The sequence below is a fragment of the Streptomyces sp. NPDC057900 genome (assembly GCF_042887885.1).
Lineage (GTDB): Bacteria > Actinomycetota > Actinomycetes > Streptomycetales > Streptomycetaceae > Streptomyces.
On the sequence record NZ_JBHVOI010000002.1, the window covers coordinates 1 to 25823 of the forward strand.

At 70.0% G+C, this 25823-nt stretch carries 22 protein-coding genes and 1 rRNA gene; 10 read left to right on the plus strand and 13 right to left on the minus strand.

Annotation, left to right across the window (positions count from 1 at the left end; translation table 11 throughout):
- Positions 1 to 152 precede the first annotated feature (152 nt).
- Positions 153 to 269, plus strand: a 5S ribosomal RNA gene (gene rrf / locus ACFVQ0_RS07040).
- 106 nt (positions 270 to 375) lie between these two features.
- Here the strand turns inward: rrf and ACFVQ0_RS07045 are convergent.
- From ACFVQ0_RS07045 to ACFVQ0_RS07060, 4 genes are all read right to left on the minus strand, one after another.
- Complete coding sequence (locus ACFVQ0_RS07045) at positions 376 to 1044, minus strand: response regulator (protein WP_390085436.1); 669 nt, start codon at positions 1042 to 1044, stop codon at positions 376 to 378.
- Positions 1041 to 2339, minus strand: a complete 1299-nt coding sequence (locus ACFVQ0_RS07050; RefSeq protein WP_390085438.1) for a sensor histidine kinase — start codon at positions 2337 to 2339, stop codon at positions 1041 to 1043. The genes ACFVQ0_RS07045 and ACFVQ0_RS07050 overlap by 4 nt, the downstream gene beginning before the upstream one ends.
- A gap of 73 nt (positions 2340 to 2412) precedes the next feature.
- Positions 2413 to 3204, minus strand: coding sequence for an ABC transporter permease (locus tag ACFVQ0_RS07055; RefSeq protein WP_390085440.1), 792 nt, complete (start codon positions 3202 to 3204; stop codon positions 2413 to 2415).
- On the minus strand, positions 3201 to 4148 hold the full coding sequence (locus ACFVQ0_RS07060; protein WP_390085442.1) for an ABC transporter ATP-binding protein: 948 nt from the start codon (positions 4146 to 4148) through the stop codon (positions 3201 to 3203). Before ACFVQ0_RS07060 ends, ACFVQ0_RS07055 begins: the two co-directional genes overlap by 4 nt.
- 142 nt (positions 4149 to 4290) lie before the next feature.
- Between ACFVQ0_RS07060 and ACFVQ0_RS07065 the strand changes: the two genes are divergently transcribed.
- Positions 4291 to 4848, plus strand: a complete 558-nt coding sequence (locus ACFVQ0_RS07065; RefSeq protein WP_390085444.1) for a GNAT family N-acetyltransferase — start codon at positions 4291 to 4293, stop codon at positions 4846 to 4848.
- Positions 4849 to 4887: 39 nt separating this feature from the next.
- On the opposite strand, the gene ACFVQ0_RS07070 is transcribed toward ACFVQ0_RS07065, so the two are convergent.
- The 8 genes from ACFVQ0_RS07070 to ACFVQ0_RS07105 form a co-directional block, all read right to left on the minus strand.
- Positions 4888 to 6465 (minus strand): type VI secretion protein, encoded by a 1578-nt coding sequence (locus ACFVQ0_RS07070; RefSeq protein ID WP_390085446.1) that lies wholly within the window; start codon positions 6463 to 6465, stop codon positions 4888 to 4890.
- 1 nt (position 6466) lies between these two features.
- Positions 6467 to 7885 carry an ATP-binding protein gene (locus ACFVQ0_RS07075; RefSeq protein WP_390085448.1) on the minus strand — a complete coding sequence of 473 codons (1419 nt, stop codon included), beginning with the start codon at positions 7883 to 7885 and terminating at the stop codon, positions 6467 to 6469.
- Positions 7886 to 7981: 96 nt separating this feature from the next.
- Positions 7982 to 9532, minus strand: a complete 1551-nt coding sequence (locus tag ACFVQ0_RS07080) for an SCO6880 family protein (protein WP_390085450.1) — start codon at positions 9530 to 9532, stop codon at positions 7982 to 7984.
- Positions 9529 to 10890: a hypothetical protein gene (locus ACFVQ0_RS07085; protein WP_390085451.1), complete on the minus strand. Its 1362-nt coding sequence runs from the start codon at positions 10888 to 10890 to the stop codon at positions 9529 to 9531. Before ACFVQ0_RS07085 ends, ACFVQ0_RS07080 begins: the two co-directional genes overlap by 4 nt.
- A complete protein-coding gene (locus ACFVQ0_RS07090; protein WP_390085452.1) occupies positions 10880 to 11749 on the minus strand; it encodes a hypothetical protein in 870 nt (289 codons plus the stop codon). The genes ACFVQ0_RS07085 and ACFVQ0_RS07090 overlap by 11 nt, the downstream gene beginning before the upstream one ends.
- Before the next feature lie 182 nt (positions 11750 to 11931).
- Positions 11932 to 12240: a hypothetical protein gene (locus tag ACFVQ0_RS07095; protein WP_024493027.1), complete on the minus strand. Its 309-nt coding sequence runs from the start codon at positions 12238 to 12240 to the stop codon at positions 11932 to 11934.
- A gap of 316 nt (positions 12241 to 12556) precedes the next feature.
- The gene (locus tag ACFVQ0_RS07100) at positions 12557 to 13258 is read right to left on the minus strand and encodes a DUF402 domain-containing protein (RefSeq protein WP_390085454.1); all 702 of its coding nucleotides are present in this window, start codon (positions 13256 to 13258) and stop codon (positions 12557 to 12559) included.
- A 105-nt stretch (positions 13259 to 13363) separates the two neighbouring features.
- A complete protein-coding gene (locus ACFVQ0_RS07105) occupies positions 13364 to 13747 on the minus strand; it encodes a hypothetical protein (RefSeq protein ID WP_390085456.1) in 384 nt (127 codons plus the stop codon).
- 423 nt (positions 13748 to 14170) lie between these two features.
- On the opposite strand from ACFVQ0_RS07105, the gene ACFVQ0_RS07110 reads away from it, so the two are divergent.
- Both ACFVQ0_RS07110 and ACFVQ0_RS07115 read left to right on the plus strand, forming a co-directional pair.
- The gene (locus ACFVQ0_RS07110; RefSeq protein WP_390085458.1) at positions 14171 to 17338 is read left to right on the plus strand and encodes a glycoside hydrolase family 2 TIM barrel-domain containing protein; all 3168 of its coding nucleotides are present in this window, start codon (positions 14171 to 14173) and stop codon (positions 17336 to 17338) included.
- Between the two features lie 162 nt (positions 17339 to 17500).
- Entirely contained in the window at positions 17501 to 18673 is a 1173-nt protein-coding gene (locus ACFVQ0_RS07115; protein ID WP_390085460.1) for a hypothetical protein, read from the plus strand.
- Between the two features lie 21 nt (positions 18674 to 18694).
- Here the strand turns inward: ACFVQ0_RS07115 and ACFVQ0_RS07120 are convergent, their stop codons facing one another.
- Positions 18695 to 19897: a low temperature requirement protein A gene (locus ACFVQ0_RS07120; protein WP_390085462.1), complete on the minus strand. Its 1203-nt coding sequence runs from the start codon at positions 19895 to 19897 to the stop codon at positions 18695 to 18697.
- A gap of 255 nt (positions 19898 to 20152) precedes the next feature.
- On the opposite strand from ACFVQ0_RS07120, the gene ACFVQ0_RS07125 reads away from it, so the two are divergent.
- The 6 genes from ACFVQ0_RS07125 (at position 20153) to ACFVQ0_RS07150 (ending at position 25704) form a co-directional block, all read left to right on the plus strand.
- Positions 20153 to 20650 (plus strand): peptidoglycan-binding protein, encoded by a 498-nt coding sequence (locus ACFVQ0_RS07125; protein ID WP_390085464.1) that lies wholly within the window; start codon positions 20153 to 20155, stop codon positions 20648 to 20650.
- A 346-nt stretch (positions 20651 to 20996) separates the two neighbouring features.
- On the plus strand, positions 20997 to 21260 hold the full coding sequence (locus tag ACFVQ0_RS07130; RefSeq protein WP_390085466.1) for a hypothetical protein: 264 nt from the start codon (positions 20997 to 20999) through the stop codon (positions 21258 to 21260).
- Entirely contained in the window at positions 21257 to 23056 is a 1800-nt protein-coding gene (locus tag ACFVQ0_RS07135) for an alpha/beta hydrolase (RefSeq protein ID WP_390085468.1), read from the plus strand. The genes ACFVQ0_RS07130 and ACFVQ0_RS07135 overlap by 4 nt, the downstream gene beginning before the upstream one ends.
- A 101-nt stretch (positions 23057 to 23157) precedes the next feature.
- Positions 23158 to 23613, plus strand: a complete 456-nt coding sequence (locus ACFVQ0_RS07140) for a hypothetical protein (RefSeq protein ID WP_390085469.1) — start codon at positions 23158 to 23160, stop codon at positions 23611 to 23613.
- Positions 23614 to 23739: 126 nt separating this feature from the next.
- Entirely contained in the window at positions 23740 to 24702 is a 963-nt protein-coding gene (locus tag ACFVQ0_RS07145) for an NlpC/P60 family protein (RefSeq protein WP_390087696.1), read from the plus strand.
- A gap of 267 nt (positions 24703 to 24969) precedes the next feature.
- Entirely contained in the window at positions 24970 to 25704 is a 735-nt protein-coding gene (locus tag ACFVQ0_RS07150; RefSeq protein WP_390085470.1) for a phosphatase PAP2 family protein, read from the plus strand.
- The last annotated feature ends 119 nt before the right edge of the window (positions 25705 to 25823 follow it).

Here is a 25823-nt window from a genome sequence, read left to right on the forward strand (position 1 = left end):
GTTGATAGGCCAGATGTGGAAGCCCGGTAACGGGTGGAGCTGACTGGTACTAATAGGCCGAGGGCTTGTCCTCAGTTGCTCGCGTCCACTGTGTTAGTTCTGAAATAACGAACGGCCGTGTTGTGTTCCGGTGTTGGTTAATTTCATAGTGTTTCGGTGGTCATTGCGTTAGGGAAACGCCCGGTTACATTCCGAACCCGGAAGCTAAGCCTTTCAGCGCCGATGGTACTGCAGGGGGGACCCTGTGGGAGAGTAGGACGCCGCCGAACTCCTTTTAATAGTTAAGCCCCGTGCCCTTGTGGCACGGGGCTTTTCTGCGTTCCCGACCAGGACAAAGGGCCCCCTTCTCTCTGGGCATCTCGCGGCCCGCCTCCCTCAGCCGGCGGTGACCAGGTGGGTGTCGTACGCCAGGATCACTGCCTGGACGCGGTCCCTGGCACCGGTTTTCGCGAGGATGCGGGAGACATGGGTCTTGACCGTTGATTCGGCCAGGTGCAGTCGCTCGGCGATCTCGGAGTTGGTCCAGCCCTGTCCGATGACGGTGAGGATCTCCCGTTCCCGGCCGGTGAGGGTCCCGATGCGCGGGTCCGGCGTCGCGGCTTCGCCGGGGGTGGTCGTCGGCAGGTGCTGGACGTACGCGTCCAGGAGGCGGCGGGTCAGGCTGGGGGCGACCACCGCGTCGCCGCTCGCGACCGCACGGATGCCGGACAGCAGCTCCTCGGGCATCGCGTCCTTGATGAGGAAGCCGCTCGCGCCGGCCCGCAGGCCGTCGTACGCGTACCGGTCCAGGTCGAACGTCGTGACGATGAGGACGCGGGTGCGGGAACCCGTCCTGATGATGCGGCGGGTCGCCTCGATGCCGTCGAGCAGGGGCATGCGGATGTCCATCAGGGCGACGTCCGGCTGGTGCCGGGCGATGAGTTGGAGGGCCTCGTGGCCGTTGGCGGCCTCGCCGACGACCGTCATGTCGTCCTGGCTCTCCAACAGCATGCGGAATCCGAAGCGTTGCATCGGCTGGTCGTCCGCGATGAGCACGGTCGTCACGAGGGGGAGTCCTCCAGAGGGAGTCGGAGCCGTACCCGCCAGCCCGTGCCGGTGGGCCGGCCCGTTTCTACGGTGCCGTCGTACAGGGAAGCGCGTTCACGCATGCCCGTGATGCCCTGCCCGGTGCCGTCGGGTGCGGCGGCGGCGCCGGGAGCAGGTGTTCCGTTGTCGGTGATCACGGCCTCCAGCTCGTCGGGCCGGTAGACCAGGGTTACCTCGGCGGCCAGGGAGGAGTGTCCGCCCCCGTGCTTCAGCGTATTGGTCAGCGCCTCCTGCACCACCCGGTAGACCGTCAACTGCCGCCCCGCGGTGGGCGGGACGGCCGGCGGGGTGCCATGGGTGCTGAGACGTACGGGAAGACCTGCCGTCCGTACGCCGGTGAGGAGGGTTTCCATGTCGTCGAGGGTCGGTTGCGGGGTGCGGGCGGCGCTGTCGGGGGGATCGCGCAGGACTCCGAGCAGGCGGCGGAGTTCGGCGAGGGCCTGGCGGCTGGTGGTGCCGATCGCGTCGAGGGCCTGGGCCGCCCGTTCCGGGCGCTTGGCTGCGGCGTACGCACCGCCGTCGGCCAACCCCGTGATGACGGACAGGTTGTGGCCGATGATGTCGTGCATCTCCCGGGCGATGCGGGTCCGTTCGGCGATGGCGGCCAGCTGGGCCTGCTGGTCCCTTTCGAGTTCGAGCCGGTTCGCGCGGTCGACGAGGGCCTCCGTGTACTCCTTGCGGGTCCGGAACACGATGCCGAGCAGGGCGGCGAACACGAACGCGTACACGTGGGGGGCCAAGAGCTGGTTCCAGTGCTGCGGGAAGTGGGCCGCGCCGATCGCGAGCGGGGCGAGCACGATCCCGCCGGACAGAGCCAAGGTGCGCAGGGGCAGCCGGAGCGCGATGTTGAACACCACGATCTCCTGGAGGAAGGCGGCCTGGATGACCGCCCCCGTCCAGACGTTGACCAGTGCGAACGGCGTCATGAACAGCAGGACGGCCAGGGGGTGGACGCGGCGCCACGCCAGTGGTGCGGAGAAGGTGGCGCTCAGCAGCAGCACCAGCTGGGGGGACACGTCCGGGTCGACGGCGACGGTGCGCCAGCCGCCCGAGGAGACGTCGAGCACGGCGAACAGGATCCAGAAGGCGGTGAGCAGCCCGTCCCAGACGGCCGGCCTGCGCCGGTCGGCCGCGCGGATGCGCTGGAGCTGCCGCTGAATGTGCCCGGTGAGCGGGCTGGGACGGGGACCGGGGCGGGGGTTGGGGTGCGGTGTTCCTGCCCGGTCGTTGCCGTCGTCCCCGTAGCCCGTCATGTGTGCGTCCCCCCGGTCGTTCTTCGTCTCTTCCGAGCGATCCTCGCACCCTCGTCTCGGGCGGCCGTTCGCGTCATGCGTCGCGGCGGCGCAGGAGGGCGGCTGCCGCGAGGAGTGCGGCGGCTGCCCAGAGCAGGAGGGCGAGCAGGGCGGCGCCGTTGGAGGCGGCGTCGGGGAGCGGGGTGGCGGAGCCCAGTACGCCGGCGGCCTGGGTCGGGAAATAGCGGACGGCGGTCTCCACCGCGTCGTAGGGAAGCATGGAGAGCACCTCAGGAAGGACCAGCACACCCCCGATGAACGCTCCGATGGCGCCGGGAACCGAGCGGAGCAGGGCGCCGAGGCCCAGCGCGATCAGGCTGAGGAGCGTGGTCCCGGCGGCGTTGCCCGCCACGGCGCGCAGGACGCCGGGATCGGTGAGGGTGGCGGCCTGGTCGGTGTCGTCGAGGAAGAACTGCGCGACGGCGAAGGTGACCAGCGAGGTGGCGAGCATGGCGGTGAACACGGTGGCCGCGAAGACCGCGGCCTTCGCCCACAGGACCGGGAGCCGTCGGGGAACGGCGGTGAGTGAGGCGCGGATCAGGCCCGTCGAGTACTCGCCGGCCGTGACCAGGATGCCCAGCACGACCGTGCAGAGCGTGCCGAGCGTGGAGCCGTAGAGAACCATGACGACCGTGTCGATGTCCGAGTCGCCGCCCCCGGACGTATAGGTCGTGCCCATGAGGATGCCGACGGCGAGGACGAGAGCGGCGGCCGATCCCAGCGTGATCCAGGTCGAGCGCAGGGACCGGAGTTTGTGCCACTCGGAGCGCAGCACCCGGGCCGGGGTGACGCGGTACGGGTGCGGGGTGACGGCCACGGTGGTCATGCGGGGGCTCCGGTCGGTTCGGGGGCGGTGGTCCGGTACTCGACCGACTCCTGGGTGAGGTCCATGAAGGCCTGCTCCAGTGAGGCGGTGCGGGGCGTGAGCTCGTACAGCGGGATGGCGTGTGCGGCCGCGACGCGGCCGATGTGGGCGGCGTCGGCGCCGCGGACCTCCAGTGCGTCGGTGTCGGTAGTGCCCGTGCTGGTGGGACCGGTGATGTCTGTGCCGGGGCCCTGGAGGAGGGCGCGGAGGGCGGGGGCCTGTGGGGTGCGGACGTGGACCGAGGCGCCGCCGGCCATGGCGACGAAGTCGTCGACGGTGGTGTCCGCGAGGAGGCGGCCGCGTCCGATGATGACGAGGTGGTCGGCGGTCAGCGCCATCTCGCTCATCAGGTGCGAGGAGACGAGGACCGTGCGGCCTTCCGCGGCGAGGGATCTGAGCAGGTTGCGGATCCACAGGACGCCCTCGGGATCGAGGCCGTTGACCGGTTCGTCGAGTATGAGGACGGCCGGGTCGCCGAGCAGCGCGGCGGCGATCCCGAGGCGCTGGCCCATGCCGAGCGAGAATCCTTTGACCCGCTTCCCGGCGACCGCCGTCAGCCCGGCCAGGTCGAGGACGTGCTCGACGCGGCTGCGGGGGATGCCGTGGGTGTGGGCGAGGGCCATCAGGTGGTGGAAGGCGGTGCGGCCGGGGTGGACGGAGCGGGCCTCCAGCAGGGCGCCGACTTCGGTCAGCGGTGCGCTGTGGGTGGCGTACGCGCGTCCGCCGATCGTCGAACGGCCCCGGGTGGGCGCGTCCAGGCCGAGCAGCATGCGCATGGTGGTTGATTTCCCGGCGCCGTTCGGGCCGAGGAAGCCGGTCACGGTGCCGGGGCGGACCGTGAAGTCGAGGTCCTGGACGACGGTGGTGTCCCCGTACCGTTTGGTGAGTTCGTATGCCCTGATCATGTGGTCGACGCTACGGAGCGGGCGGGCGTGGGACGTCGGACCGGGGGTGGCAGGTGGCGGCGCGCGTAGTACCGGGGTACGACGCCGGGGCCGGGGTGCGAACTCGTTTGCACGGCCGGGGGCGGCGGGTGAGGATCGGCGCATGGACTACGTGATACGGCCGGTGCGGGCCGAGGAATGGCAGCTGGTGAAGGAACTCCGGCTGGCCGCGCTGCGGGATCCGGTGGCGCCGCTGGCGTTCCGGGATACGTACGAGAAGGCGGTGCGGCAGCCCGACGCGCTCTGGAAGGAGTGGGCGGCCGGTTCTGCCGGGCCGGGCGACGGTGAGAAGCGGCAGTTCGTCGCGGTGGCGCCGGACGGAAGCTGGGCGGGTTCGGTGACCGTGCTGGTCGAGCGCCCGGACGGGGAGGGGCCGTTCGGTGCGGCGGGCGACATCCACCAGGCGCACGTGGTCGGGGTGTTCGTGCGCCCCGAGGCGCGGGGCGGCGGAGTTGCCGGGGAACTGTTCCGGGCCGGTCTGGACTGGGCGTGGTCGCTGGGCGGGCCGAGGATCGAACGCGTGCGGCTGTATGTGCACGAGGACAACCTGCGGGCGGCGGCGTTCTACCGCCGGATCGGGTTCGTGCCGACCGGGGAGACGGTGCCGGTCCACGGCGATCCGACGGCTCGCGATCTGGAGTACGCGGTGGCCCGGCCGTAGTTGCGGCGTGTGGTGTGGTGCGGTGGGTCGGGCAGGGCGTCAGGGGGTGCTTGGCGTCCGGAGTTGCTCGATCCAGCGGGCGCGGCCCTGTTCGGGGGAGCGGAGCAGGGCGACGGTGGGCAGGCCCAGGTTGTTGCCGGTCGCCAGCAGCTCGGGCAGCCGGGGCAGCGGTGCGACGGCCGCGATGTCGTCGAGGACGAGCGTCATTGGTGGGTCGAGCCGACCGTCGGATGACCGTGCGGCCATGCGGCGGCCGTGCTCGACCACGTCTGAGGCGAGCGCCGTGAGCAGGGGCATGGCTCCCGGGCCCGATCGCGGATTCTCGATGGGTTCACCCACCACATAAAGAGTGCCCCCTTCGTCCGCGAAAGATTCCAGCGCGAGCGCATCGGCCCGATTGGGGGTGCAGGTGTCGCGGACATGGACCGAGGAGAGCGCGCCGAAGGCCCGGACCGTCAGTTCCTGCGCCATCTCGCGGCGTTCGGGGTGCGCGGTGAGTGCGGACTCCAGCAGCCCGGCGAGTCCGGACGCGGCCTTGGGGTGCGTACGCAGCAGCCGCACCGGTTCGTGGGCGGCGCCGCCCAGGGCCCAGCGGTGGACCTGGCGGAAGGGGCGGCCGTCGATGGCTGCGGCGTGCAGCCAGCACTGGAGGAGCGTCTCCGCGGTGTCGGCCGTCGCCGCGTCGATGCGGGCCTGCGGGCGGACCGGGGCGAGGAGGGCGGCGGCGCGGGCGGCCGCCCGCTCCGGCTGTTCGCAGCCGGCGGTGGGGGCCCAGTGGAGCCGGGCCGGGGTGTCGCAGAGGTGGCCGGGGTCGTAGATGAGGACGGGGCCCAGTTTGGCGCGGGCGTCCTTGGTCTCGGCCCAGACGCTGGGGTCGGAGGTGACGACGAGCACGGGCCCGTCGGCTTCGCCGATGGCCTGGACGACGGTGGGCCTGCGGGTGGCGGCGGGGCCGTAGACGACGAGGGGGGCGCGGGGGGAGGGCACGGTGAGCGGGGCGGCGGTCGCGAGGAGCTCGGTGGTGGCGGCCGGGGCGGCTGAGTACTGTTGTTGTTGTTGCTGTTGCTGCGTTTCGGGGAGATGTTCCGTGGGGGCCGGGGCCGGGGCCGGGGCCGGGGCTGTTCCTGTGGCCGGTGTTGATGCTGGTGCCTGGGACCGGTGTTCGTGTTCCTGGTCCTTCTCGGCTCGTTTCGGTCGCCGTTCCTCCAGCCGGTCGATCCGGTCCAGCCGTTGGGCGCGCTGACGGGCCCGTACGCCACGCCAGCGTGCCACCACGCCCATGACGAAGATGGTCAGGACGACGAGCACCATCAGCTCACCGATGAACAGGCCCCAGAACAGCCCGTATCCGGAGAGCGCCCCCGCCGGTGTGGTCGGCCAGGCGGCCGGCAGGTCGTGCGGGGCCTCCACCAGGCGTCGTATGGCCAGTGGGGTCTCGGCGAGGGTGACGCCGTGCGGCCAGGCGCCGTGCGCGAGGAGCCCGGACAGCCCGGTGGCCGTCCAGGCCAGCAGCGTCAGCCCGAGCAGGAAGGCCAGCAGGCCGATCAGCAGTCCGTCGGGGATGCCGCCGGTGCCGCCCGTGCTGCCGCCGGACCGTGCCTCGCCGCGCCCTGCCATGTCATGCCACCGTTGACTCGGACGACTCGTTGAGCCGCTGCTGGTTCTCGATCCGGGCCGCGCGCTGTTCCGCCTCCAGTTCGGCGGCGCGTACGTCCTCCGGAAGCAGGTCGATGGCGGAGGACTCGGTCATGGCGCGGTCGGTGAAGACGAGGGGGCGTTCGGCCTCGGTGATCAGGTGTTTGACGACCTGTACGTTCCCGTTGACGTCCCAGACGGCGATGCCGGGGGTGAGCGTGGGGATGATCTCGACCGCCCATCGGGGCAGCCCGAGCACCCGGCCGGTGGCTCTGGCCTCGTCGGCCTTCTGGGCGTAGATCGTGCGGGTCGAGGCCATCTTGAGGATGGCCGCCGCTTCCCGCGCGGCGGCTCCGTCGACGACATCGCTGAGGTGGTGGACGACGGCGACGAAGGACAGCCCGAGCCGTCGGCCGAACTTCAGCAGGCGCTGGAAGAGCTGGGCGACGAAGGGGGAGTTGATGATGTGCCAGGCCTCCTCGACCAGGAAGATGCGTTTCTTCCGGTCGGGCCTGATCCAGGTGTGCTCCAGCCAGACGCCGACGATCGCCATCAGGATCGGCATGGCGATCGAGTTGCGGTCGATGTGGGAGAGGTCGAAGACGATCAGTGGGGCGTCCAGGTCGATGTCGGCGGACGTCGGCCCGTCGAACATGCCGCGCAGGTCGCCGTCGACGAGCCGGTCCAGGACGAGTGCGACGTCCAGGCCCCAGGCCCGTACGTCGTCTATGTCGACGTTCATCGCCTGGGCGGACTCGGGTTCCGGGTGGCGCAGCTGGTCGACGATGTCCATCAGGACGGGCTGGCGGTCGGTCGTCGTCTCGTTCACGAAGGCGTGGGCGACCTTGAGCGCGAAGCCGGACCGTTCGTCGAGGCCGTGGCCCATGGCGACTTCGATGATCGTGCGGAGCAGGGCGAGCTGCCCGGTCGTGGTGATCGCGGGGTCGAGCGGGTTGAGCCGGATGCCGCCGTTGAGCGCGGAGGTGGGGTCGAGGCGGATGGGGGTCAGGCCCAGTTCCTGAGCGATGAGGTTCCATTCGCCGACGCCGTCCTCGCCCTGTGCGTCCAGGACGACGACCTGGCGGTCGCGGAAGCGGAGCTGGCGGAGCACGTACGTCTTCTCCAGCGCTGACTTGCCGTTGCCGGACTCGCCGAGCACCAGCCAGTGCGGGGCGGGGAGCTGCTGCCCGTACAGCTGGAAGGGGTCGTAGATGTAGCCCTTGCCGGAGTACACCTCGCGGCCGATGATCACGCCGGAGTCGCCGAGGCCGGGGGCGGCGGTGGGCAGGTAGACCGCCTGCGCCTGTCCGGTGGAGGTGCGGACGGGCAGCCGGGTCGTCTCCACCTTCCCGAAGAGGAAGGCGGTAAAGGCGTCCGACAACGCGGACAGCGGATCTCGCATGGCGTGACCGACCTCCCTTTCGTCTCTCTCGGTGCTCTCTGTGCGTTCGGTGTGTTCCGTGTGTTCGGTGTGTTCGGTGCTCTGGGGCGTGTACGGCTAGCGGCGGATGCCGGTGGCGAACGGCAGGGTGTTCACGAACGCGCGGTGGTGCTCGCGGTCGCACCACTCCAGCTTCAGGTACGACTTGCCGGCCGAGGCCCGGATCGTCCGCTTGTCGCGGGCGAGCGACTCGGGGGAACGGGACGACACGGTGATGTACCCCACCAGGTTCACCCCTGCCGCGCCGCTCGCGAGATCTTCACCCCGCTGGTCGAGCCGGCCGTGGGCGGCGATGTCGCGGGGGTCGACGGTGCGGTTCATCTTGGCCTGGCGGCTGGCCTCGGCATCGTCGTTGGTCTTCTCGGTGAGCATCCGCTCGATGGCGATCTCGGTGGGTTCGAGGTCCATGCAGACCGCGACCGTACGGATCACATCGGGTGTGTGGACCAGGAGCGGGGCCAGGAAGTTGACGCCGACGGGCGTCATCGGCCACTCCTTGACCCAGGCCGTGGAGTGGCACCAGGGGGCGCGGGTGGACGATTCGCGGGTCTTGGCCTGGAGGAACGTCGGCTCGACCGCGTCCAGTTCGGCGGGCCAGGCGTTGCGCTTGGTCATGGCCTGGATGTGGTCGATGGGGTGGTCGGGGTCGTACATCGAGTGGACGAGCGAGGCCAGGCGGCTCTGGCCGAGCGGCTGGCGTACCCGGATGTCGGCCTCGGCGAGGCGGGCGCAGATGTCGGTGAGCTCGCGCGCCATGACGACGGCGAGTCCGGCGTCCCGGTCGAGCTTCCGGCCGCCGTGGGGGCGGGCGGCGCGGGCCATGGCGTTGGCCTCCGCGGCGAGCTCGCGGTCGAACTCCATGCAGGCGACGAGGTAGGCGCGGTGCTGCTCGCTGGAGGTGGAGACCATCGACTGGAGCTGCTCGTAGGACTCCTGGAGCCAGCCGGGGGAGGCCTTGTCGCCGCGCTGGGCGACGTCCTTGGCGTGTGCGTCGGGGTCGGCGGGCAGGGTGCGGGCGAGCATCTGGATGCGGGTCACGAAGCCGTCGCCGTTGGCGACGTGCTTGAGGAGGGTGCCGAAGCGGTCGACGAGCGCTTCCTGGTCCTCGCTGTCGCGCAGGCCGACGCCGGGCCCCTCGATCTCGATCGCCGCGGTGACGGTGCGGCGGTCGGCGTGCAGCAGTACGGCGATCTCGTCGGGGCCGAAGGGGGCGGCCAGCCAGTTGATCCGGCCGATGCCGGGGGGCGGTCCGATCTCGACCTCGCGGCCGTCGGCGCTGGTGCCCGCTTCCATGGCGCCGGACTGGTAGGTGGCGCCTCTGCGCAGGGAGCGCTTGTAGCTGCGGTTGATCTCGAACCACTTGTAGAACGTCCGGTGCTTGTACGGGACGTAGACGATCGCCAGGGCGAGCAGCGGGAAGCCGGTGAGCAGCACGATCCGCATGGACAGGACCGGTACGAGCAGGCCGCTCATCATGCCGAGGAACGCCCCGCCGATGATCAGGGCGATCTCGCCGGTCTCGCGGTTCTTGCCGACCATGGCGTTGGGCCGGGCCCGGCCGATGAGATACGTACGGCGGGGCGTGATCGGATGGGACTGCGTGCTCAACGCCCGCCACCTCCTGTGCTGCTGTTACCTGAACTTCCTGATCCGCGGCGCGGGCCGCGGCTGCTGTGCGGGGTGCCGGAGGTGGGGCCGGAGCCGCTGCGGGGCGGAGGTGCGGCGGAGGGGACAGATCCGCCGCCGACCCCGCTCCCGGAGTTGCGGGAGCTGTGGGCGGCGACTCCGCCGCTGACCGGGTTGGCGGGGCGTCCGCCGCCGCTGTTGCCGCCGCCGTTGTCCTGGCCGCCGCCGCGGCTGCTGTGGGTCTTGATGCCCTGGGAGACGAGAGCGGCGGGCGAGCTGATCATCGCGGCGGCCTGGGAGCCGTCGGTGGCCTGCTTGCGGTTGGTACGGGCGCCCTGGATCTCGTCGCCGAAGCCGGGGACGAAGCGGTAGATCATGCCGGAGGCGAAGATCGCGAGCAGGATGATCGCCAGTCCGGAGACGACGGCGGAGAACGCGTTCGGTCCGTCGTCGGAGGACAGCGCGCCGGCCAGGCCGAGCACGATGACGATGACGGGTTTCACCATGATCACGGCGATCATGATGCCCGCCCAGCGGCGTACGTGCCCCCACATGTTCTTGTCGACGAGCCCCGCGTACACGGCGGTTCCGAGCAGGGCGCCGACGTAGAGGAGGGCGGCCCGGATCACGAGTTCCAGCCAGAGGATGCCTGCGGCGAGGATCGACACCAGCGACACGACGATCAGCATGATCGGTCCGCCGCCGATGTCGGAGTCCTTCTTGAGCGCGTCCGCGAACGACCCGAAGAAGACGTCCGTCTGCCCGCCGGAGGACGAGGCGACGACGTCGGTGACGGCGTCGGTGGCGGAGACGATCGTGTAGAGGATCAGTGGGGTGAACGCGGAGGCCAGGACTGTCAGCCACAGGAACCCGATGGCCTCGGAGATGGCGGTGGTGAGCGGCACCCCGCGGATGGCGCGCTTGGCGACGGCGAGCAGCCACAGGACGAGCGTCAGCACGGTGGAGGCCGCGAAGACGATCGCGTACTGCTGGAGGAAGCGGGTGTTCGTGAAGTCGACGTTCGCGGTGCTCTTGACGGCGTCGCTGAGCTTGCCGACGATCCAGGCGGCGGCGTCGGCACAGCCGCGGCCCAGGGAGGTCAGGGGGTCCAGGGCGGGGTCGGTGCTTTTGGGGGCATTGGACCTGGAGGTGCCCGCATCGCCGTCGCAGTACTGCTTGGCGGGGCCGATGAGTAGGTCGCAGGCCTTGTTGGATGGACTCGGTGAGGGCGAGGGAGTGGGCGCAGCAACGGCACGTGCAGACAGGAGGACAATGGCTGTTTGCGTTGCCACCAGCGCGGTGATGACGGAGCGGACGGGAAGCCGAGGGCTACCGGGCATAAGTGAAACCTCCGTACTCCTCGACAGCCTTGCTGATCTCGTCCGAGCTGGAAGCCGCAACGTCCCCGGGTACTGGGGCCGGTCCGTCCTTCTGGGAGTCGCTTACCGCCTTCCAGTCCTTGTTCGCCCAAGTGAGTTCAACGGTCCAGGTCTTCCAGGAGGTGCGTACGGGGTCGGTGGAACCGGGGCCGGACATCCCGATCAGGCCCATGTACCAGACTGAGACCTTGGCCGTGCCGGCGTCGAAGGACTCCAGCTTGGTGCCCACCGGGACTGTGCGCGATACGAATGTGTTGCCCTGCGGCGCGTTGCCGTTGGCGTCGAGCCCGAGCTTGTCGAGAAAGGTCGGAGAGTAGGCGGCATCCTGCGGGGCTCTGAGCTTTCCCGCTGCCTCAGGTGTGTAGACACTGTCCACGATTGCGTGACGAGTGTCCTTCTTGAACATCTCCACAGAACCGAGTGCCACCGCGAAGTTGGACGCCGCGCTCTGCGCCCCCTGCTCGTCATGCGCGAACCCCGAGGGAATCGAGCCGTTCTTCCCCGTCACCGGCTTCGTCCCGGTGGCCGCTGTCGGTGCCGAGCCGGGCTTCTTGGCGTCGCTTCCCCGCGCACCGCTGCCGCCGTTGTCCCCGTCGCCTCCGCCCATGTTCGCGAAGGCGATGGCGGCCAGGAGCAGGACCACCACGCCGAGGACGGTGAGGAGCGAGCGGGACTTGCGGGCGGGGCGGCGGGGGCCGTAGCCGTCGCCGCCCTGGGCGTCGGGGAGGCGGGTGCGGGTCTGGCGCGTGCCGCCGAGGGTGCTGTAGGCGTCGTTGGAGCGGCCGGAGTCGTTGCCGTAGCCGTCATCGTCGGGACTCATGCCGCGTACGCCCCCTCAACCGTTGCCTGGACCGCGTCGTAGTACGACGGTAGCCGTGCTGGTTCCCGCGCGGGCGCGGTGTGGTGACTCGACATCAGGGAGACGCAACCTCTGCCGGTGGGCACGACGGGCGGATGGTGGGGATGGGGCGGGAGTGCCCCCGGACGCGGGCTGACGGTCGGTTAGACAGCCATCCCGTAGACGATGGTGAACAGGGTTCCCAGCGATCCGATGATGAACACACCGGTGAGACCGGCGACGATCAGCCCCTTGCCCTGCTCCGCGCTGAACGTGTCTCGCAGAGCCGTCGCGCCGATCCGCTGTTTGGCCGCGCCCCAGATCGCGATGCCGAGACAGAGCAGGATGGCGATCGCCATCACCACTTCGATCATGACGCGGGCCTCGTTGCCCAAGGTCCCGAACGGCCCCCAGTTCGGGGCGATTCCGCCGATGATGGTGGTGATGTCGCCCTTTTCGGCTGCCAGGATCATTTAAGTCACCGCCCTTGCTGGGTAGTTCGGTGCCCGCACCGCACGGCACGAGTCACCCTCTATCTTCGCTGATGAAACTGCGTTCGCACGACGACTTGGCGGCTCTCTTTACCCGGATCTCGCACATTTGACCGGTCTGACCGCCCTGACCTGCGGCTCGAATCGATGTGTGAGCGAATTACATATCGTTACTCTGTGTATCACGGAGCGTGACGCCGGGCAATGATCGCCATCGCGCCACCCTGGCCGAGACCGGCATCCGTACGCGAACCCGCACCTATCGGCGCACGTGTGGCGAGGTGGGGGCGTGCATCGTTCAGAGGAGTGAGCGGCGGGGCTTGGCCGGGCGGGGTGGTGTCGTCCAGGCCGAAGGTGGCCTGAAATCGCACCAGGAGCCATCGAAGGGAAACGTTCCGGCCTCGGCGAGCCGTGCCACCGCGTCTCCTTCGGACCGGATGGCCACCGCTTCCTCGGCGGTCCAGTACGCGGGGTGGCCGGTCTTCTCCGCGAAGGACTGCTCGTCCTTCCATCGCCAGGTGCGGTCCGGCGCCACGTTGAGGTCCAGTTCGTGGTCCGCGATGTCGATGGCGTCGCCGTGGTGGAGCCGGCGTTCCAGATTGACGTACCAGCCACGGAACTTCTGTCTGCGTCCGAACAGCCACAGGACGGAGTGGGCCGCGCCGGTCGGCTGGTAGAAGAGGGCGTTGCCCATCGGCCATCGGCCGGGGACCACGGGGTAGCCCTCCGCGGGGCGTTCGTGCGGGGCGATGTCCCGCAGATGCGTGGTGCCGCGCGGCAGGGCGGTCCGCCACATCGGCGTGCCGGTCTCCATCCACAGCAGCTGACCGGCGGTCGTACGTTCGACGAGGCGGACGGGAACGGAGGCGCTCAGGTGCCCGCCTATGAAGAAGTTCCATTGCAGGACCTGCCCCGGCCTATTGCTCGTGCCGGTGGTCCCACTCGTACTCGTGTCGAGCCTCGTGCCGTTGTTCGCGACGTCCCTCTTGCCCGCTTTCATGCGATTGATCATGCCCGCCGTGAGGTCTTCGGACACGTGCCCGGACCCGTCAGGCACTCGCGCTCGCGGAGGAAGCCCGAATCCGGTGGCGTTCGCGGGCGGCGGTCACCTGGGGAGGTGCCTGCGGACGAACGGCGCCGTCCCCAGTACGAGCACCGTGAAAGCGGTGAGCCGTTGCAGACCGGGCTGCGCGGTGAAGTGGCTGTGCTGGATGCCGTGGACCGCGTACCAGTTGGCGGCGAGGTCGGTCGCCATGACGGCGCAGGCGAGGTCCACCCCCGCGCGCTTTCCCCGGAGCAGGAGGAGCGCCGCGAGCGTGTCCAGGAGGGCCAGCGAGGTCCAGTACAGATTCAGCCAGCGAGGGGCCCAGTCGTAGGGGCGAAGGCCGTGCTGGAGGAGGCCGGCGATGTGGGCGACCGACCCCACGAGGAGGAGGCCGGTCGCATACGCGCAGACCAGCGCTACCGCGTGGCGTGGGGTCCGGGACATCCATCCGGTCATGACGCCCGCCCTATCCGTCTGCCGCCTCGGCGAAGTGGTCGAACTCGCCGGCCCGGACGCCCGTGGTGGAGGCCTGTCACTCGATGCGGGCGGTCGTGACCACGTCCTCGGGGTCGCTGGTCTCGCGCGGGTGGACGGGGCCGCCCGGCCCGAGGGCGGCCTCGATCGTAGCGCCGCCCCGGACGTACACCCCCACCTCCCGCAGGGCCCCGGCCCCCCTGGGGTCCGCATGAGTTCCGTACGCACGGAGTGCTGGGTGCGTACCCGATGCACGGTGCAGGACAGGGCGCGGCAGGGCCACACGCGGCGGGATCAGGCCGTGATGTCCGGCGATCCCGCGCGGAGTCTTGCGTGTTGAGTGATTCCGTCTAATGGTGGTGGTTCTTGTTGCCTTCCGTTCGGAGTCGCTTCATGAGCGCATACCGTCCGAGCCGTCGTTCCGTCCTTTCGACCGGGGCAGCCCTCGCGGGCTGGGCCGTCTTCTCCGCGCAGAGACAGGCTTTCGCCGCGGAGGCCCCCGAGTGGGACGCGCAGCCGAGAGTGTTCCAGGTCGGCAGAGAGGCGGCACGGGCCCGGCTGGTCCCGTACGCGAGCGGCTCCGACGCACTGCGCGGCAACATGGAGAAGTCGCCCTACTACCGGTCGCTGAACGGGACCTGGCGTTTCAAGTGGTCCAAGAACCCCGACGCCCGGCCCACCGGCTTCGAGGCGCCCGGCTACGACGACGGCGGCTGGGACCGGATCCCCGTACCGTCGAACTGGGAGATCGAGGGCTACCCGGAGCCGATCTACCTCAACATCCGCTACCCGTGGGTCGGCTACGAGACCCCCGAGCCGCCCGCCGTTCCGCACGAATTCAATCCGGTCGGCTCCTACCGCCGCACCTTCACCGTGCCGCGCGACTGGTCGGGCCGGCGCACCCTGATCTCGTTCCAGGGCGTGAAGTCGGCGTTCTTCCTCTGGGTCAACGGCGAGCGGGTCGGCTACAGCGAGGACAGCTACACCCCCGCCGAGTTCGACATCACCGAGCACGTGCGGCCGGGCGACAACACCCTGGCCGTCGAGGTCTACCGCTGGTCCGACGGCAGTTGGCTGGAGGACCAGGACATGATCGACCTGTCCGGGATCTTCCGGGACGTCTATCTGTACGCGGTCGCGCCGGTCCACGTGCAGGACCTGTTCGTACGGACCGAGCTGGACGACGCGTACCGCGACGCGGTCCTCACCGTCACCGCGACCGTGCGCGACCGGGGCGGCGCCGGTGCGGCCGGGCACCGGATCGAGGCGGTGCTGTACGACGGCCGGGGGCGCCGGGTCGGCCGTCCGCTCACCGGGGACGTCGAGCCGAAGGGCTCGGGCGGGGACGCCGAGGTGACGCTGAAGGCGGACGTCTCCGCGCCCGCGCTCTGGTCGGCCGAGGACCCGAACCTCTACACCGTGGTCGTCACGCTCACCGACGGTTCCGGGCGGACGGTCGACGTCCAGCGCACCCGTACCGGCTTCCGCGAGGTCGAGTACGGGCCCGGGAAGTTCACCGTGAACGGCCGGCCCGTGATGTTCCGGGGCACCAACCGCCACGAGTCCGACCCCGACCACGGCCAGGCGGTCCGCGAGCCGCGGATGCTCCAGGACATCCTGCTGATGAAGCAGCACAACATCAACGCGGTGCGCACCTCGCACTACCCGAACAATCCGCGCTGGCTGGAGCTGTGCGACGAGTACGGCCTGTACGTCATCGGCGAGACGAACCTGGAGACCCACGGCGTCCGTGACACCGTGCCGGCCTCCCTGCCGGAATGGACCGACGCCTGCGTCGACCGGATCCGCTCCATGGTCGAGCGCGACAAGAACCACCCGAGCATCGTGGTCTGGTCGCTGGGCAACGAGGCCGGCGGCGGGTCCAACTTCCGGTCGATGGCCGACTGGGTGCACGCCAGGGACGCCTCCCGGCCCGTGCACTACGAAGGCATGAACGAGGTCGCCGACCTGCACAGCGAGATGTACACCAAGCCGGCGGACGTGGAGGCGTACGGCAAGTCGGGCAAGGACACGCCCTTCATCCTGTGCGAGTACGCGCACGCCATGGGCAACAGCAGCGGCAACCTCAAGGAGTACTGGGACATCTTCGAGCGCTACCCGAATCTGCACGGCGGGTTCGTGTGGGACTGGGTGGACCAGGCGATCCGGCTCCCGGTGCCGGGCGACGCCAAGCACACCTACCTGTCGTACGGCGGGGACTGGAAGGACGGGTACCCGACCGACGGGATCTTCAGCTGTGACGGTCTGGTCGCCGCGGACCGTACGCCGCACCCCGGTCTGCTGGAGGTCAAGAAGGTCTACCAGCCGGTCGCGGTCGCCGCTTCGGACCTCGCGGCCGGGGAGGTGACGGTACGGAACAAGCACCTGTTCAGCGGCCTGGACGCGTACGAGCTGCGCTGGGACGTGACCTGCGACGGGCGGAGCGTGCAGCACGGCGGGCTCGCGGCGCCGAAGGTGGCGCCCGGCGGCGAGGGGACTGTACGCATCCCGTACCGGAAGCCGGCCAAGCCCGAGCCGGGCGCCGAGTACTGGCTGAACGTCTCCTTCGTACTGAAGGCCAGGGCCACGTGGGCGGAGGCAGGGCACACCGTGGCCGCCGAGCAGCTCGCGCTGGACTGGCACACCCCCGCGCCCGCGGACCCGGCCCCGGACACGCTGCCCGCCCTCACCCTCGACGAGACCGACGGCGGGCGCGTACGGATCAGCGGGCGCGACGTGGAGGTGGTCCTGGACAGGTCCACCGGGACGCTGGCCTCGTACCGGGTGAAGGGCCGGCTGCTGCTGGCCGGCGGCCCGGTGCCGAACTTCTGGCGCGGGCCCACCGACAACGACACCGGCCGAGGCGCCCAGAACTCGCTGCGGACCTGGCGCGACGCCGGTACGGACCGCGAGGTGACCTCCGTCAGGACTGCCCAGCCGTCGCCCGGAGTCGTCACCGTCGAGGTGGCGTGCACCCTGCCCACCTCCCCGGCCACGTCCACCTGGACCACCGTGTTCACCGTGCGCGGGGACGGCGAGATCCGGGTCCGGCACACCCTGGAGGCCGCCGCCGGGCTGCCCGATCTGCCCATGGTGGGCGCGCTGCTGACCGTCCCGGAGGGCTTCGAGCAGATCGACTGGTACGGGCGCGGCCCGCAGGAGAACTACTGGGACCGGCACTCCGGCGCGTTCGTGGGCCGCTACCGCTCCACCGTCGACGATCAGGTCGCGCCCTACGCCCGCCCCCAGCAGACCGGCAACATGACCGGCGTGCGCACGCTGTCGGTGACGGACCGCTCGGGTACCGGACTGCTGGTACGGGCCGACCCAGGCGAGGGCGAACCCATGCTGGAGACGAGCGTCCTGCACTACACGCCGTTCGACCTGGAGGGCCCGAAGCACCCCTACGAGCTGAAGCGGCGCGACGAGACCGTCCTGGGCGTCAACCACCGGCAGATGGGCGTCGGCGGCAACGACTCCTGGGGCGCCCCGCCGCTCGCGGAGTACCTGCTGCACGCCGGTCGCACGTACACCTACGCCTACCGGTTGAGGTCCGCGTAGCAGGGCCGGACATCCGCCGGCCCGGGACCTGGGCGATGTCCCCGGCCGGCGGGTGTCCGGCCGCCTTCGTGGCAACGCGCGGGCGGATACCGTTCTCTCCTGGTCCCGGACGCCGGTGGCGTCCGCCCGTGTCCTCGGCGGCTGCCCCGCGTTAGGAGAGATGTGCCCAAGACTGTCATCTCGCAAGAGACCGCCACCTCTTCGCCCGTCGAACCCGTCCTGCCGCCCTTTCTGCTGACGAACCGGCAGGGGGAGGCGGCACGCGCGCTCCTGTCGTACGTGGCCGGGCTGCCGCTCGCGTCCGTCGACGCGCAGTTCCTCGCCGTCGTCGTGGCCATCCGGGCCGCACGGGGTGGTGTCGGCAACGTCACCGGCACCGACGTGCGCTCGTTGCGGCTGGAGGACCCGCACCGGGCCGTGACCGGTCTGGAGGCCGCCGGCTGGGAGGTGCCCGGTCCGCTGGTCGACGGGGACCAGGACGTCCCGGTGGGGATCAGGGTCCCGGAGATGGGCCGGGAGACGGGCCACCCGCTGCCCCTGGGCAAGGGCACACGGTCGCGGGTGTCGGGATGGGCCATGCGCGCGCGGATCGCGAAGCCGGTCAAGAAGGCGTCACCGGCCATCCGGCTGGCCGCCCTGTTCCTGGCCGCCCACAGCACCTCCGAGCTGCACGGCCGGATCCCCGGCCAACTGCCGGAGGCCTGCCGCGCCGCCGTGCCCGAACTCGCCGCCAAGGGGTTCCTCGCGGACCTCTCCGGTGACACCTACCGCCTCGACCCGGCCGTACGCCACCTCGCGGGCAGGTTCCGTACCCCCGAGGAGATCGCGGAGGAGGCGCGCGTCGAGGCGAGCCGCCCGCCCGCGGAGCCCGACCCGGATCAGATCACCCCGGCCGCGTGGGACGCGTGGAAGTCCGGTACGAGTCCGGCTCTGCGGCGGCACGTGGAGGCGGTCGAGCACTGCCCGCTGTGCCGGTTCCCCATGGGCCGGGTGGCGAAGGCGTTCATGTACCCGCCGGCCGACGTCCCGGCCGCCCGGTCCGTGCTCACCGCCTACGAGGCCTGGGAGGACGGGCATCCCGACCGCGGCCCGCAGGCCGCCGCCCTCGCCGCCGCCTTCCGCGCGGAACACGGGCACGGCCCCTCGTACGGGCAGCTGTGCAAGGGCCTCGGCTGGAAGCTGTCACGCTCGCTGCGCGGCTTCGTCGTGCACCGCATCGTCGCGGAGGACTGGCTGACCGACACCTCACCGGTGCCGTGGACGCTGCGCCCGGGGCGGGTCGCCCAGGCCCACGGGATCGCCCTGCCGGGGCAGGCGGTGCGCGGCAATCGCTGATCGTCGGTCAGAGGTCAGAGGTCAGGGGTTGAGCGGGGCGGATGGCGTCGTCCTGGCGGCGCGGGCGGAGAGCGTCAGCCTCACCGCGATGAGGAGCGCGGCGAGGATGCCCGTGACGAGGACGGGCGAGGGCGCGAACGTCGCGGCGAGGATGGCGGCGACCGCGACCGGGTGCACGAGGTCGGCGGCGTCGATCCGCACCGGGGTGGGGTGGTGCAGCAGCCACACGAGGGTGACGAAGAGCGCGACCGGAACGGTGTAGACCGAGGCCGCCGCGTGGTCGGAGAGCCGGCCGTGGCCCGTGGCGTGGGCGACGTTGAGCGCGAGGCCCGCGCCGACGGCGGCCGCCGAGGCGAAGACGAAGTAGTGCCCGTAGCCCCAGAGGAGCGCGACGCGGAGAGTGGTGAGCCGCTGGGGCGCGCTCTGCGCGAAGTACAGCCACCACAGGGCGAACACGGTCAGGATCCCACCGACGACGAGCGCGGCGAGGTCACCGAGCCCCGCGTGGGTGTCGAGGGAGACGCGTACGGCACCGGTCGCGGCAGTGATCGACTCACCGAGCACGATCAGCGTGAACAGCCCGTACCGCTCCGCGATGTGGTGCGGGTGCCAGGTGGTGGTGGCCGCCCGCTCGGCCCAGACGGGGACGGCGATCTCCGCGACCACGAGGACCGCGAACGTCGCGAGTCCGCTGCCTTCCGGCAGGGCGAGGCGTACGACCCAGCCGGCCTGCACCACGAGGATCCCCACGGCGTAGCGCAGGCAGCTGCGGCGCCGTTCGGGATCGGCACGGGCGGCGCGCAGCCACTGGGCGACCATCGCCAGCCGCATGATGACGTAGCCCCAGGTGATGACCGCGAAGTCCTCGTGCCGAACCGCCTCGGTCGCGCCGGCGGCCAGGACGAGTGCGCCGGTGATCTGCAGGAGGGTGAGCAGCCGGTACGGCACGTCGTCGGTGTCGTACGCGGAGGCGAACCACGTGAAGTTCATCCAGGCCCACCAGATCGCGAAGAACACCATCGCGTAGCCGAGTACGCCGTGGCCGACGCGCCCCTCCGCCAGTTCGTGTTCGAACGCCGTCGCCGCCTGGGCGACCGCGGTGACGAAGCAGAGGTCGAAGAAGAGCTCCAGCATGGTCGCGGTGCGGTGCCGCTCGTCGGCCGGGCGGGCGACCATCGGGCGGAGCCACGCGGACTCGTTGCGGGCGGGGTGCGAATGGCTCATGGGGGCGCATTCTTCCGGCTGGGGGTGGCGGGGGCGTACAGCCACGCCCCGGCCGCCGGACGCGCGTGCTGCGGTGACGGCCCGTCATGAGGCTTGGTACATGGTCATGGTGTCTTCACCGTTGGGCCACAGGCGCTCGACCGATCTTCACGGCCGGGCCGGACGGTGGCTAGCGTCCGACCCCGAAGGCATCGGGTGGGCCGGGATGGCCCGTCGTCCCACCCGGTGCGCAACCCGGAGAGAAGGAGGATGCACATGCGTGCCGTTTCTCGCAGGACGCAGGCGCTGGTCACAGCCGTGGGGATGACCGCCGCGACGCTCTCGCTGGCCGTCGCCACGAGTGCCCCGGCGCAGGCGGCCGTCGTGGTCTGCAACAGCACGGTCCTGAAGTACACCGGAAACTACGAGTACGTCAGAGTGCCGACCAACTCAAGCAGCGGGATCGGCTGCAACCTGAGCCTCGGCAAGGGTTCCAAGGCCACGGTCAAGGCGTTGCAGGACGCGATCGTGACCTGTTACTCCTCAAGCGCGGCGGCCCGGCTGATCCAGGAGAGCGGCGGCATCGACGGCTCCTACGGCCCGGGGACCGTGAAGGCCGTCAAGTCCCTTCAGAAGAACCAGCTGCACTTCACCGGGAGCAACGTCGACGGCGTGTACGGGCCGAAGACGCGCAACGCCATGATGTGGCAGGTACTCGGCAGCAAGGGCGCGCCGTTCTACCCGTGGATGTGCAAGAACCCGACGCAGGTGTGACGCACCGCGCGGTGGTGTGAACCGGTCCACCATTCGGGTGATCCGTGAGTGGCGCGACCGGACCGGGAGGCCCGGGGAGCAGGGGATTTCCCGCTCCCCGGGCCTCTGTGCGCCGCCCGGCCCGGCGTGTCGCGGTCGCCCGCTTTGGCACAGTGCCGCTCCACGATCAAGGAACGGGGTGAGCGGTGTGAGTGGCATGGCCGTGGTGGGGCAGCCCGGGGGGCGGCAGAGGCTGAGCGACCTGGTCGGCGGGTCGGGTGGGTCGGGTGAGGTTGGCGGATCCGCTGGGGATCGGCTTCGGCATGGCGGCGGGGTGTGGGGCCGGGCCGCCGGGGGTGCGGAGGGGATGGCCGTGCACCTCGGGCCGGTGAAGGCGGAGCTCGCGTCGGCGCACGAGGGCCTGCTCGCCGGTACGGCCGGGCTGAGCGCCCTCGCGGAGCTGGGCAGCGTGCGGGAGTCGTGGGAGCGGCGCTTCGAGTCCGCGCGCCGGGAGTGCGGGTCCCTGGCGGGGAACCTGCGGGGCGTCGCACGGGCCCTGGGCGAGACGAACGAGACCGTGAGGTCGTCCTTCAACCCCGTGGCGAGGCCGGAGCGGGGAGTCGTACGGTGACGCCGCCGCCCCCTGCGTCCACGCTGACCTGGGCACAGTTACGGGACCTGAGGTGCGCCGAGCTGGAGGGTGCGGCCGACGGGTGGGGAAAGGCGAGCAACCGCGCCGATGCCGGTCGGGATCGTGTCGAGAAGCAACTGCTGAACGGCCTGCGCGAGACCCAGCGGGGCGCGGCGGCGGACGCGGCGGTCGGCAGGCTGCGGCAGCTGAGCCAGAACCTGCAGTACGTGTACACGGAGTGCGGTCTTGTCCGTACGGCGCTGAACAGCCTCGCCCACGAGATGAGGGCCCAGCAGCGGGCGTTGCGGGACGCGCTGGACGACGCGGAGGCGCTGAGGTTCACCGTCCACGCGGACGGCTCCGTGACGTACCCGGAGGCGGGGGAGGGCCTGGTCGACGGGAAGCCGTTGCCGGGCGGCAGGGCCTCGGTGACGGCGGCGCCGGGGCTCCTGCCGCCGTCGGGGCTCGTGGCGCCGAACCCGAACGCGGCCAAGGCGCAGGACATCGCGGACCGGGTGACGAAAGCCGTACGCACGGCGGCCGAGATCGACTGGCGGTTCGCCGGAATCCTGCGGGACCTGAAGGCCGAGGAGGGCCTGAAGGTCCCGGACCGCACGTGGACGGACGCGGCGGGGGACGCGGCATCGGTACGGGACGCGGCGCGCGGCTACCTGAAGTCGGGCATCCCGCTCGACGCGAACCCGGAGGCGCGCAAGGCGTGGTGGGCGGGCCTGACGGACGAACAGCGCGAGGAGTACCTCGCGGTGTACCCGGACCAGATCGGCAACCTGGACGGCATCCCGGCCCTGGTCCGCGACACGGCCAACCGCGACAACCTCCAACTGCTGATCGGCAAGCTGGAGGGGCAGGACGACGCGGACGCGGAGACGAAGCTGGCGGGCCTCCGCGAGATCGACCGGCAACTCAAGGAGGGCCGGCAACCGCCGATGTACCTCCTCGGCATCGGGGACGAGGGGAACGGCCGCGCGATTGTCTCGTACGGGAACCCGGATACGGCGCGGAATGTTTCGGCTTACGTGCCTGGGTTGAATACGTCGTTGGATGAGGATTTTGCGCGGAATGATCTCAAGCGGGCGCGGGATACGGCTAAGGGAGCCGGCAAGTACGACCATTCCAGTGCGGCTATTGTCTGGCTTGGCTATGATGCGCCGCAGACTCCAGATGGCTTGGATAGTCTCGACGTGATGGGAGATGAGCGAGCCGAGAAGGGCGGAAGTGCCTTCGGCCAATTCATGGGTGGGCTTTCGGCTACGAACGAGAATGAGGATCGGCACTTGACCGCAATTGGGCACTCCTACGGGTCACGTACGGTGGGAGCGGCCACACAACAAGGCGGAATCCCAGGAGTTGATGACATCATCTTCGTTGGAAGCCCTGGAGTTGGTGTGGATCGAGCAGAGGACCTCGGGGTGGGTAAGGAGCATGTCTTCGTCGGTGCAGCAGATAATGATGTTGTGACCAAACTTCCATCCAAGCAGCAGAGTGCTGTTGGTGCCGCTGCGTGGATGACGGGGCCAGCCGGTATGTATCTCCTCGGCGATCTCGCTGATCGGGGGGATGATGATCTCTGGTTCGGAAGAGACCCGGCGAGTGAGGCATTCGGTGCCAGGCGTTTTCAAGTGGATGACGGTCCTCGACTTGTTGGCGGCAGTGGAGTCTCTATCGATGCGCATTCTCGGTATTTCGATCCTCAACGAGACGCTATGTCGGCCGACAGTATCGCCATGATCACTGCTGGACGGGCCGACAAGGTCAAGATGGAGGCCTCTCGGTGAGGCGCCGCAAATTTGGCCGGAGTTGGGTGATGCTCTTTTGCTTGACTCTTTTGAGTTGCACGGAGAATCATGGTTCACCTGGTGGGGGCGGGCGCGCGAATATGGATATGCAGGAGGCGGCGATCCGAGCGGACGGGATCCTCGATGATGTTCTGCGGGCGGTCAAACCCGAAGTGCAGTGGGCTCACGGTCCGACTAGCACCGGGAGCTGCGACGTATCGAGGATGCGTGTCGTCCTGACAATTGTTTCCGATAGTCGGCGCGGTAGCCTTCTCGGTGTAGTGGACCGTTTCTGGCGAAAAAGTGGATACAGAATCAAAGCTGTCAACAAGGATGCGGACTTCCCCGCGATCTACGCTCAGACGAACGATGGATTCGGTGTCACTCTGAGCGTCGGAGGGCGCGGCCAAGCCTTCTTCGAGGTGGACAGTCCCTGCGTGGAGGAGTCCGAAGTGGCGGAGTCGACAACGCCGCCCAACGGTCCGTCCTACGAGGGTGTCTACCCGCTGCCCCGCCCCAACGTCCGCTCCGACTTCTGGTCCGCCGGAGCGCCCTGATGCTCCATCAGTGACCCCGATGACTCGCACACACCGTCGAAAACACCCATGAACCCCGCTCCGATGGGGGAAGGTTGAGGGGTGCGGAAATTCTGGTTGGTGGGTGGGATCGGCGTCGGGGCCGCCATGTGCTTCGTGGCGTTGCTCGTTGTCGGGACGTACTCCGCCGCAGCCGGCCTCGGGGGCGGCGGTGGTGGGGCTGTCGGGCTGGCCAAGGGGGCCGTGCCGGCCAAGTACCAGCCACTCGTGGAGAAGTGGGGCAACCTCTGTCCCGCCATCAACCCCGCCCTCCTCGCCGCCCAGCTGTACCAGGAGAGCGGCTGGGATCCGGGCGCCAAGAGTCCCGCCGCCGCGCAGGGCATCGCGCAGTTCATCCCCGGGACCTGGGCCGGACACGGCATCGACGGGGACAACGACGGCGACCGGGACGTCTGGGATCCCGCCGACGCGATTCCGTCCGCCGCGTCGTACGACTGCGAGCTGGCCGGGTACGTGAAGAAGGTTCCCGGGGACGCGACCGACAACATGCTGGCCGCCTACAACGCGGGCGCGTACCGGGTGATCAAGGCGGGCGGGGTCCCGGGCATCTCGGAGACCGAGAACTACGTCAAGATCATCCGGTCCCTGGAGAAGAGCTTCGCCAAGCCCGTGGGCCGGGTGCAGCCCTCTCAGCAGGCCGCGGGCGCCATCTACTTCGCGCAGAAGAAGCTCGGGACGAAGTATCTGTGGGGCGGCAATGGCACGGCGGCGCAGGGCGGGCGGTTCGACTGTTCGGGGCTGACGCAGGCCGCGTACCGGACGGTGGACATCGAGCTCCCCCGGGTGGCGAACGACCAGTACAACGCCGGACCGCACCCCTCGCGCGACGAGTTGCTCCCCGGTGACCTGGTGTTCTTCTCGGACGACCTGGCCAACTCGCGCGCCATCCACCACGTGGGCCTGTACGTTGGCGGCGGGTACATGATCAACGCGCCGTACACCGGTGCCGTGATCCGGTTCGACAAGATCGACTCGCCCGACTACTTCGGTGCGACACGCGTCACAAAGGACGGTGCCGCGGCCCTTCCGACCACGCGGCCGGCCGCCTGACCGGTGGGCGGCGGTGGCCGGAACTCTCTGTGAAGCCTGGGCCCTGAGCTGCGACGATGAGTCACTCTTCGATAACGTCATGGTGATCATTCGGTGGAGAGTGGAACGTACGCACGGAACGCGTCGTTCTCTGGTTGGACCGGGGCAGCGGCCACTGACCGAGCGTCGTCCCACGTACGTGATCGAAGCGAACACGGGGGTTCGTCAAAGCGGTGCACATGGGTGTGTGCCGGTATCAGCAGCAGACAAGGCAAGGGGCCGCGGCAGATGGCTGGACTCGCACTCGATGGGTCAAACCCCGACGTCAGCCTGCTCTACGACATCAACGGGCTCGCCAAGTCCGCTCCCACCTGGTTCGACAAGGTCATGGAGTTCATCGGCGAGTACGGGATCATGCTCGGCATGGTCCTGGTGGTCCTGTGGTGCTGGTGGAGTGCCCGTCGGCGCGGGACCCCCGAGGACTCGGTGACGGCTGTCTCCGGAATCGTGTGGGCACCGCTCGCCGCGGGCATCGCCCTGCTGATCAACATCCCGATCCGCGGATTCGTCGAACGGCCGCGCCCCTTCAAGGACCATCAGGGGCTCGAAGTCCTGGTGGACGGGAAGAACGACTTCTCCTTCGTGAGCGACCACGCCACCATGGCGATGGCCCTCGGCGTCGGGCTCTTCGTCGCCAACCGCAAGTTCGGCATCGCGGCGATCGGGCTCGCGCTGCTTGAGGGCTTCTGCCGGATCTACATGGGCGTTCACTACCCGACCGACGTCATCGGCGGATTCGCCCTCGGCACGGCCGCGGCGCTGCTGCTCGCGCCGCTCGCGATGATGCTGCTGGCCCCCCTGGTGGGTGCTGTCTCCCGGTCTCCCCGGGCGGGCAGGCTCGTACGGTCGCGCCGGGCGCTGTCCGCGGCGGCGGCCGGGAGCCGGGGCGACGCGCTCGGGATTCCCGAGCCGAGGCCCGGCTCCGGCGGCGGCGGTGACGGCGAGAAAGGGCTCGCGGCGTAGGAAGCCCATCTGTGACGCCCGTTCGTGACGCCCGTTCGTGACGCCCAGTCGGGACGCCCATTCGTGACGCCCAGTCGGGATATGGATGACGTGGAGTCGTCAGGGGCCCCGCCTGCCGC

Excerpts from the sequence above, each read along its gene's own strand:
- ACFVQ0_RS07050 (WP_390085438.1), bottom strand. The coding sequence starts at position 2,339 with ATGACGGGCTACGGGGACGACGGCAACGACCGGGCAGGAACACCGCAC.
- ACFVQ0_RS07055 (WP_390085440.1), bottom strand. The coding sequence starts at position 3,204 with ATGACCACCGTGGCCGTCACCCCGCACCCGTACCGCGTCACCCCGGCC.
- ACFVQ0_RS07060 (WP_390085442.1), bottom strand. The coding sequence starts at position 4,148 with ATGATCAGGGCATACGAACTCACCAAACGGTACGGGGACACCACCGTC.
- ACFVQ0_RS07065 (WP_390085444.1), top strand. The coding sequence starts at position 4,291 with ATGGACTACGTGATACGGCCGGTGCGGGCCGAGGAATGGCAGCTGGTG.
- ACFVQ0_RS07070 (WP_390085446.1), bottom strand. The coding sequence starts at position 6,465 with ATGGCAGGGCGCGGCGAGGCACGGTCCGGCGGCAGCACGGGCGGCACC.
- ACFVQ0_RS07075 (WP_390085448.1), bottom strand. The coding sequence starts at position 7,885 with ATGCGAGATCCGCTGTCCGCGTTGTCGGACGCCTTTACCGCCTTCCTC.
- ACFVQ0_RS07085 (WP_390085451.1), bottom strand. The coding sequence starts at position 10,890 with ATGCCCGGTAGCCCTCGGCTTCCCGTCCGCTCCGTCATCACCGCGCTG.
- ACFVQ0_RS07090 (WP_390085452.1), bottom strand. The coding sequence starts at position 11,749 with ATGAGTCCCGACGATGACGGCTACGGCAACGACTCCGGCCGCTCCAAC.
- ACFVQ0_RS07095 (WP_024493027.1), bottom strand. The coding sequence starts at position 12,240 with ATGATCCTGGCAGCCGAAAAGGGCGACATCACCACCATCATCGGCGGA.
- ACFVQ0_RS07100 (WP_390085454.1), bottom strand. The coding sequence starts at position 13,258 with ATGAAAGCGGGCAAGAGGGACGTCGCGAACAACGGCACGAGGCTCGAC.
- ACFVQ0_RS07105 (WP_390085456.1), bottom strand. The coding sequence starts at position 13,747 with ATGTCCCGGACCCCACGCCACGCGGTAGCGCTGGTCTGCGCGTATGCG.
- ACFVQ0_RS07110 (WP_390085458.1), top strand. The coding sequence starts at position 14,171 with ATGAGCGCATACCGTCCGAGCCGTCGTTCCGTCCTTTCGACCGGGGCA.
- ACFVQ0_RS07120 (WP_390085462.1), bottom strand. The coding sequence starts at position 19,897 with ATGAGCCATTCGCACCCCGCCCGCAACGAGTCCGCGTGGCTCCGCCCG.
- ACFVQ0_RS07125 (WP_390085464.1), top strand. The coding sequence starts at position 20,153 with ATGCGTGCCGTTTCTCGCAGGACGCAGGCGCTGGTCACAGCCGTGGGG.
- ACFVQ0_RS07130 (WP_390085466.1), top strand. The coding sequence starts at position 20,997 with ATGGCCGTGCACCTCGGGCCGGTGAAGGCGGAGCTCGCGTCGGCGCAC.
- ACFVQ0_RS07140 (WP_390085469.1), top strand. The coding sequence starts at position 23,158 with ATGGATATGCAGGAGGCGGCGATCCGAGCGGACGGGATCCTCGATGAT.
- ACFVQ0_RS07145 (WP_390087696.1), top strand. The coding sequence starts at position 23,740 with ATGTGCTTCGTGGCGTTGCTCGTTGTCGGGACGTACTCCGCCGCAGCC.
- ACFVQ0_RS07150 (WP_390085470.1), top strand. The coding sequence starts at position 24,970 with ATGGCTGGACTCGCACTCGATGGGTCAAACCCCGACGTCAGCCTGCTC.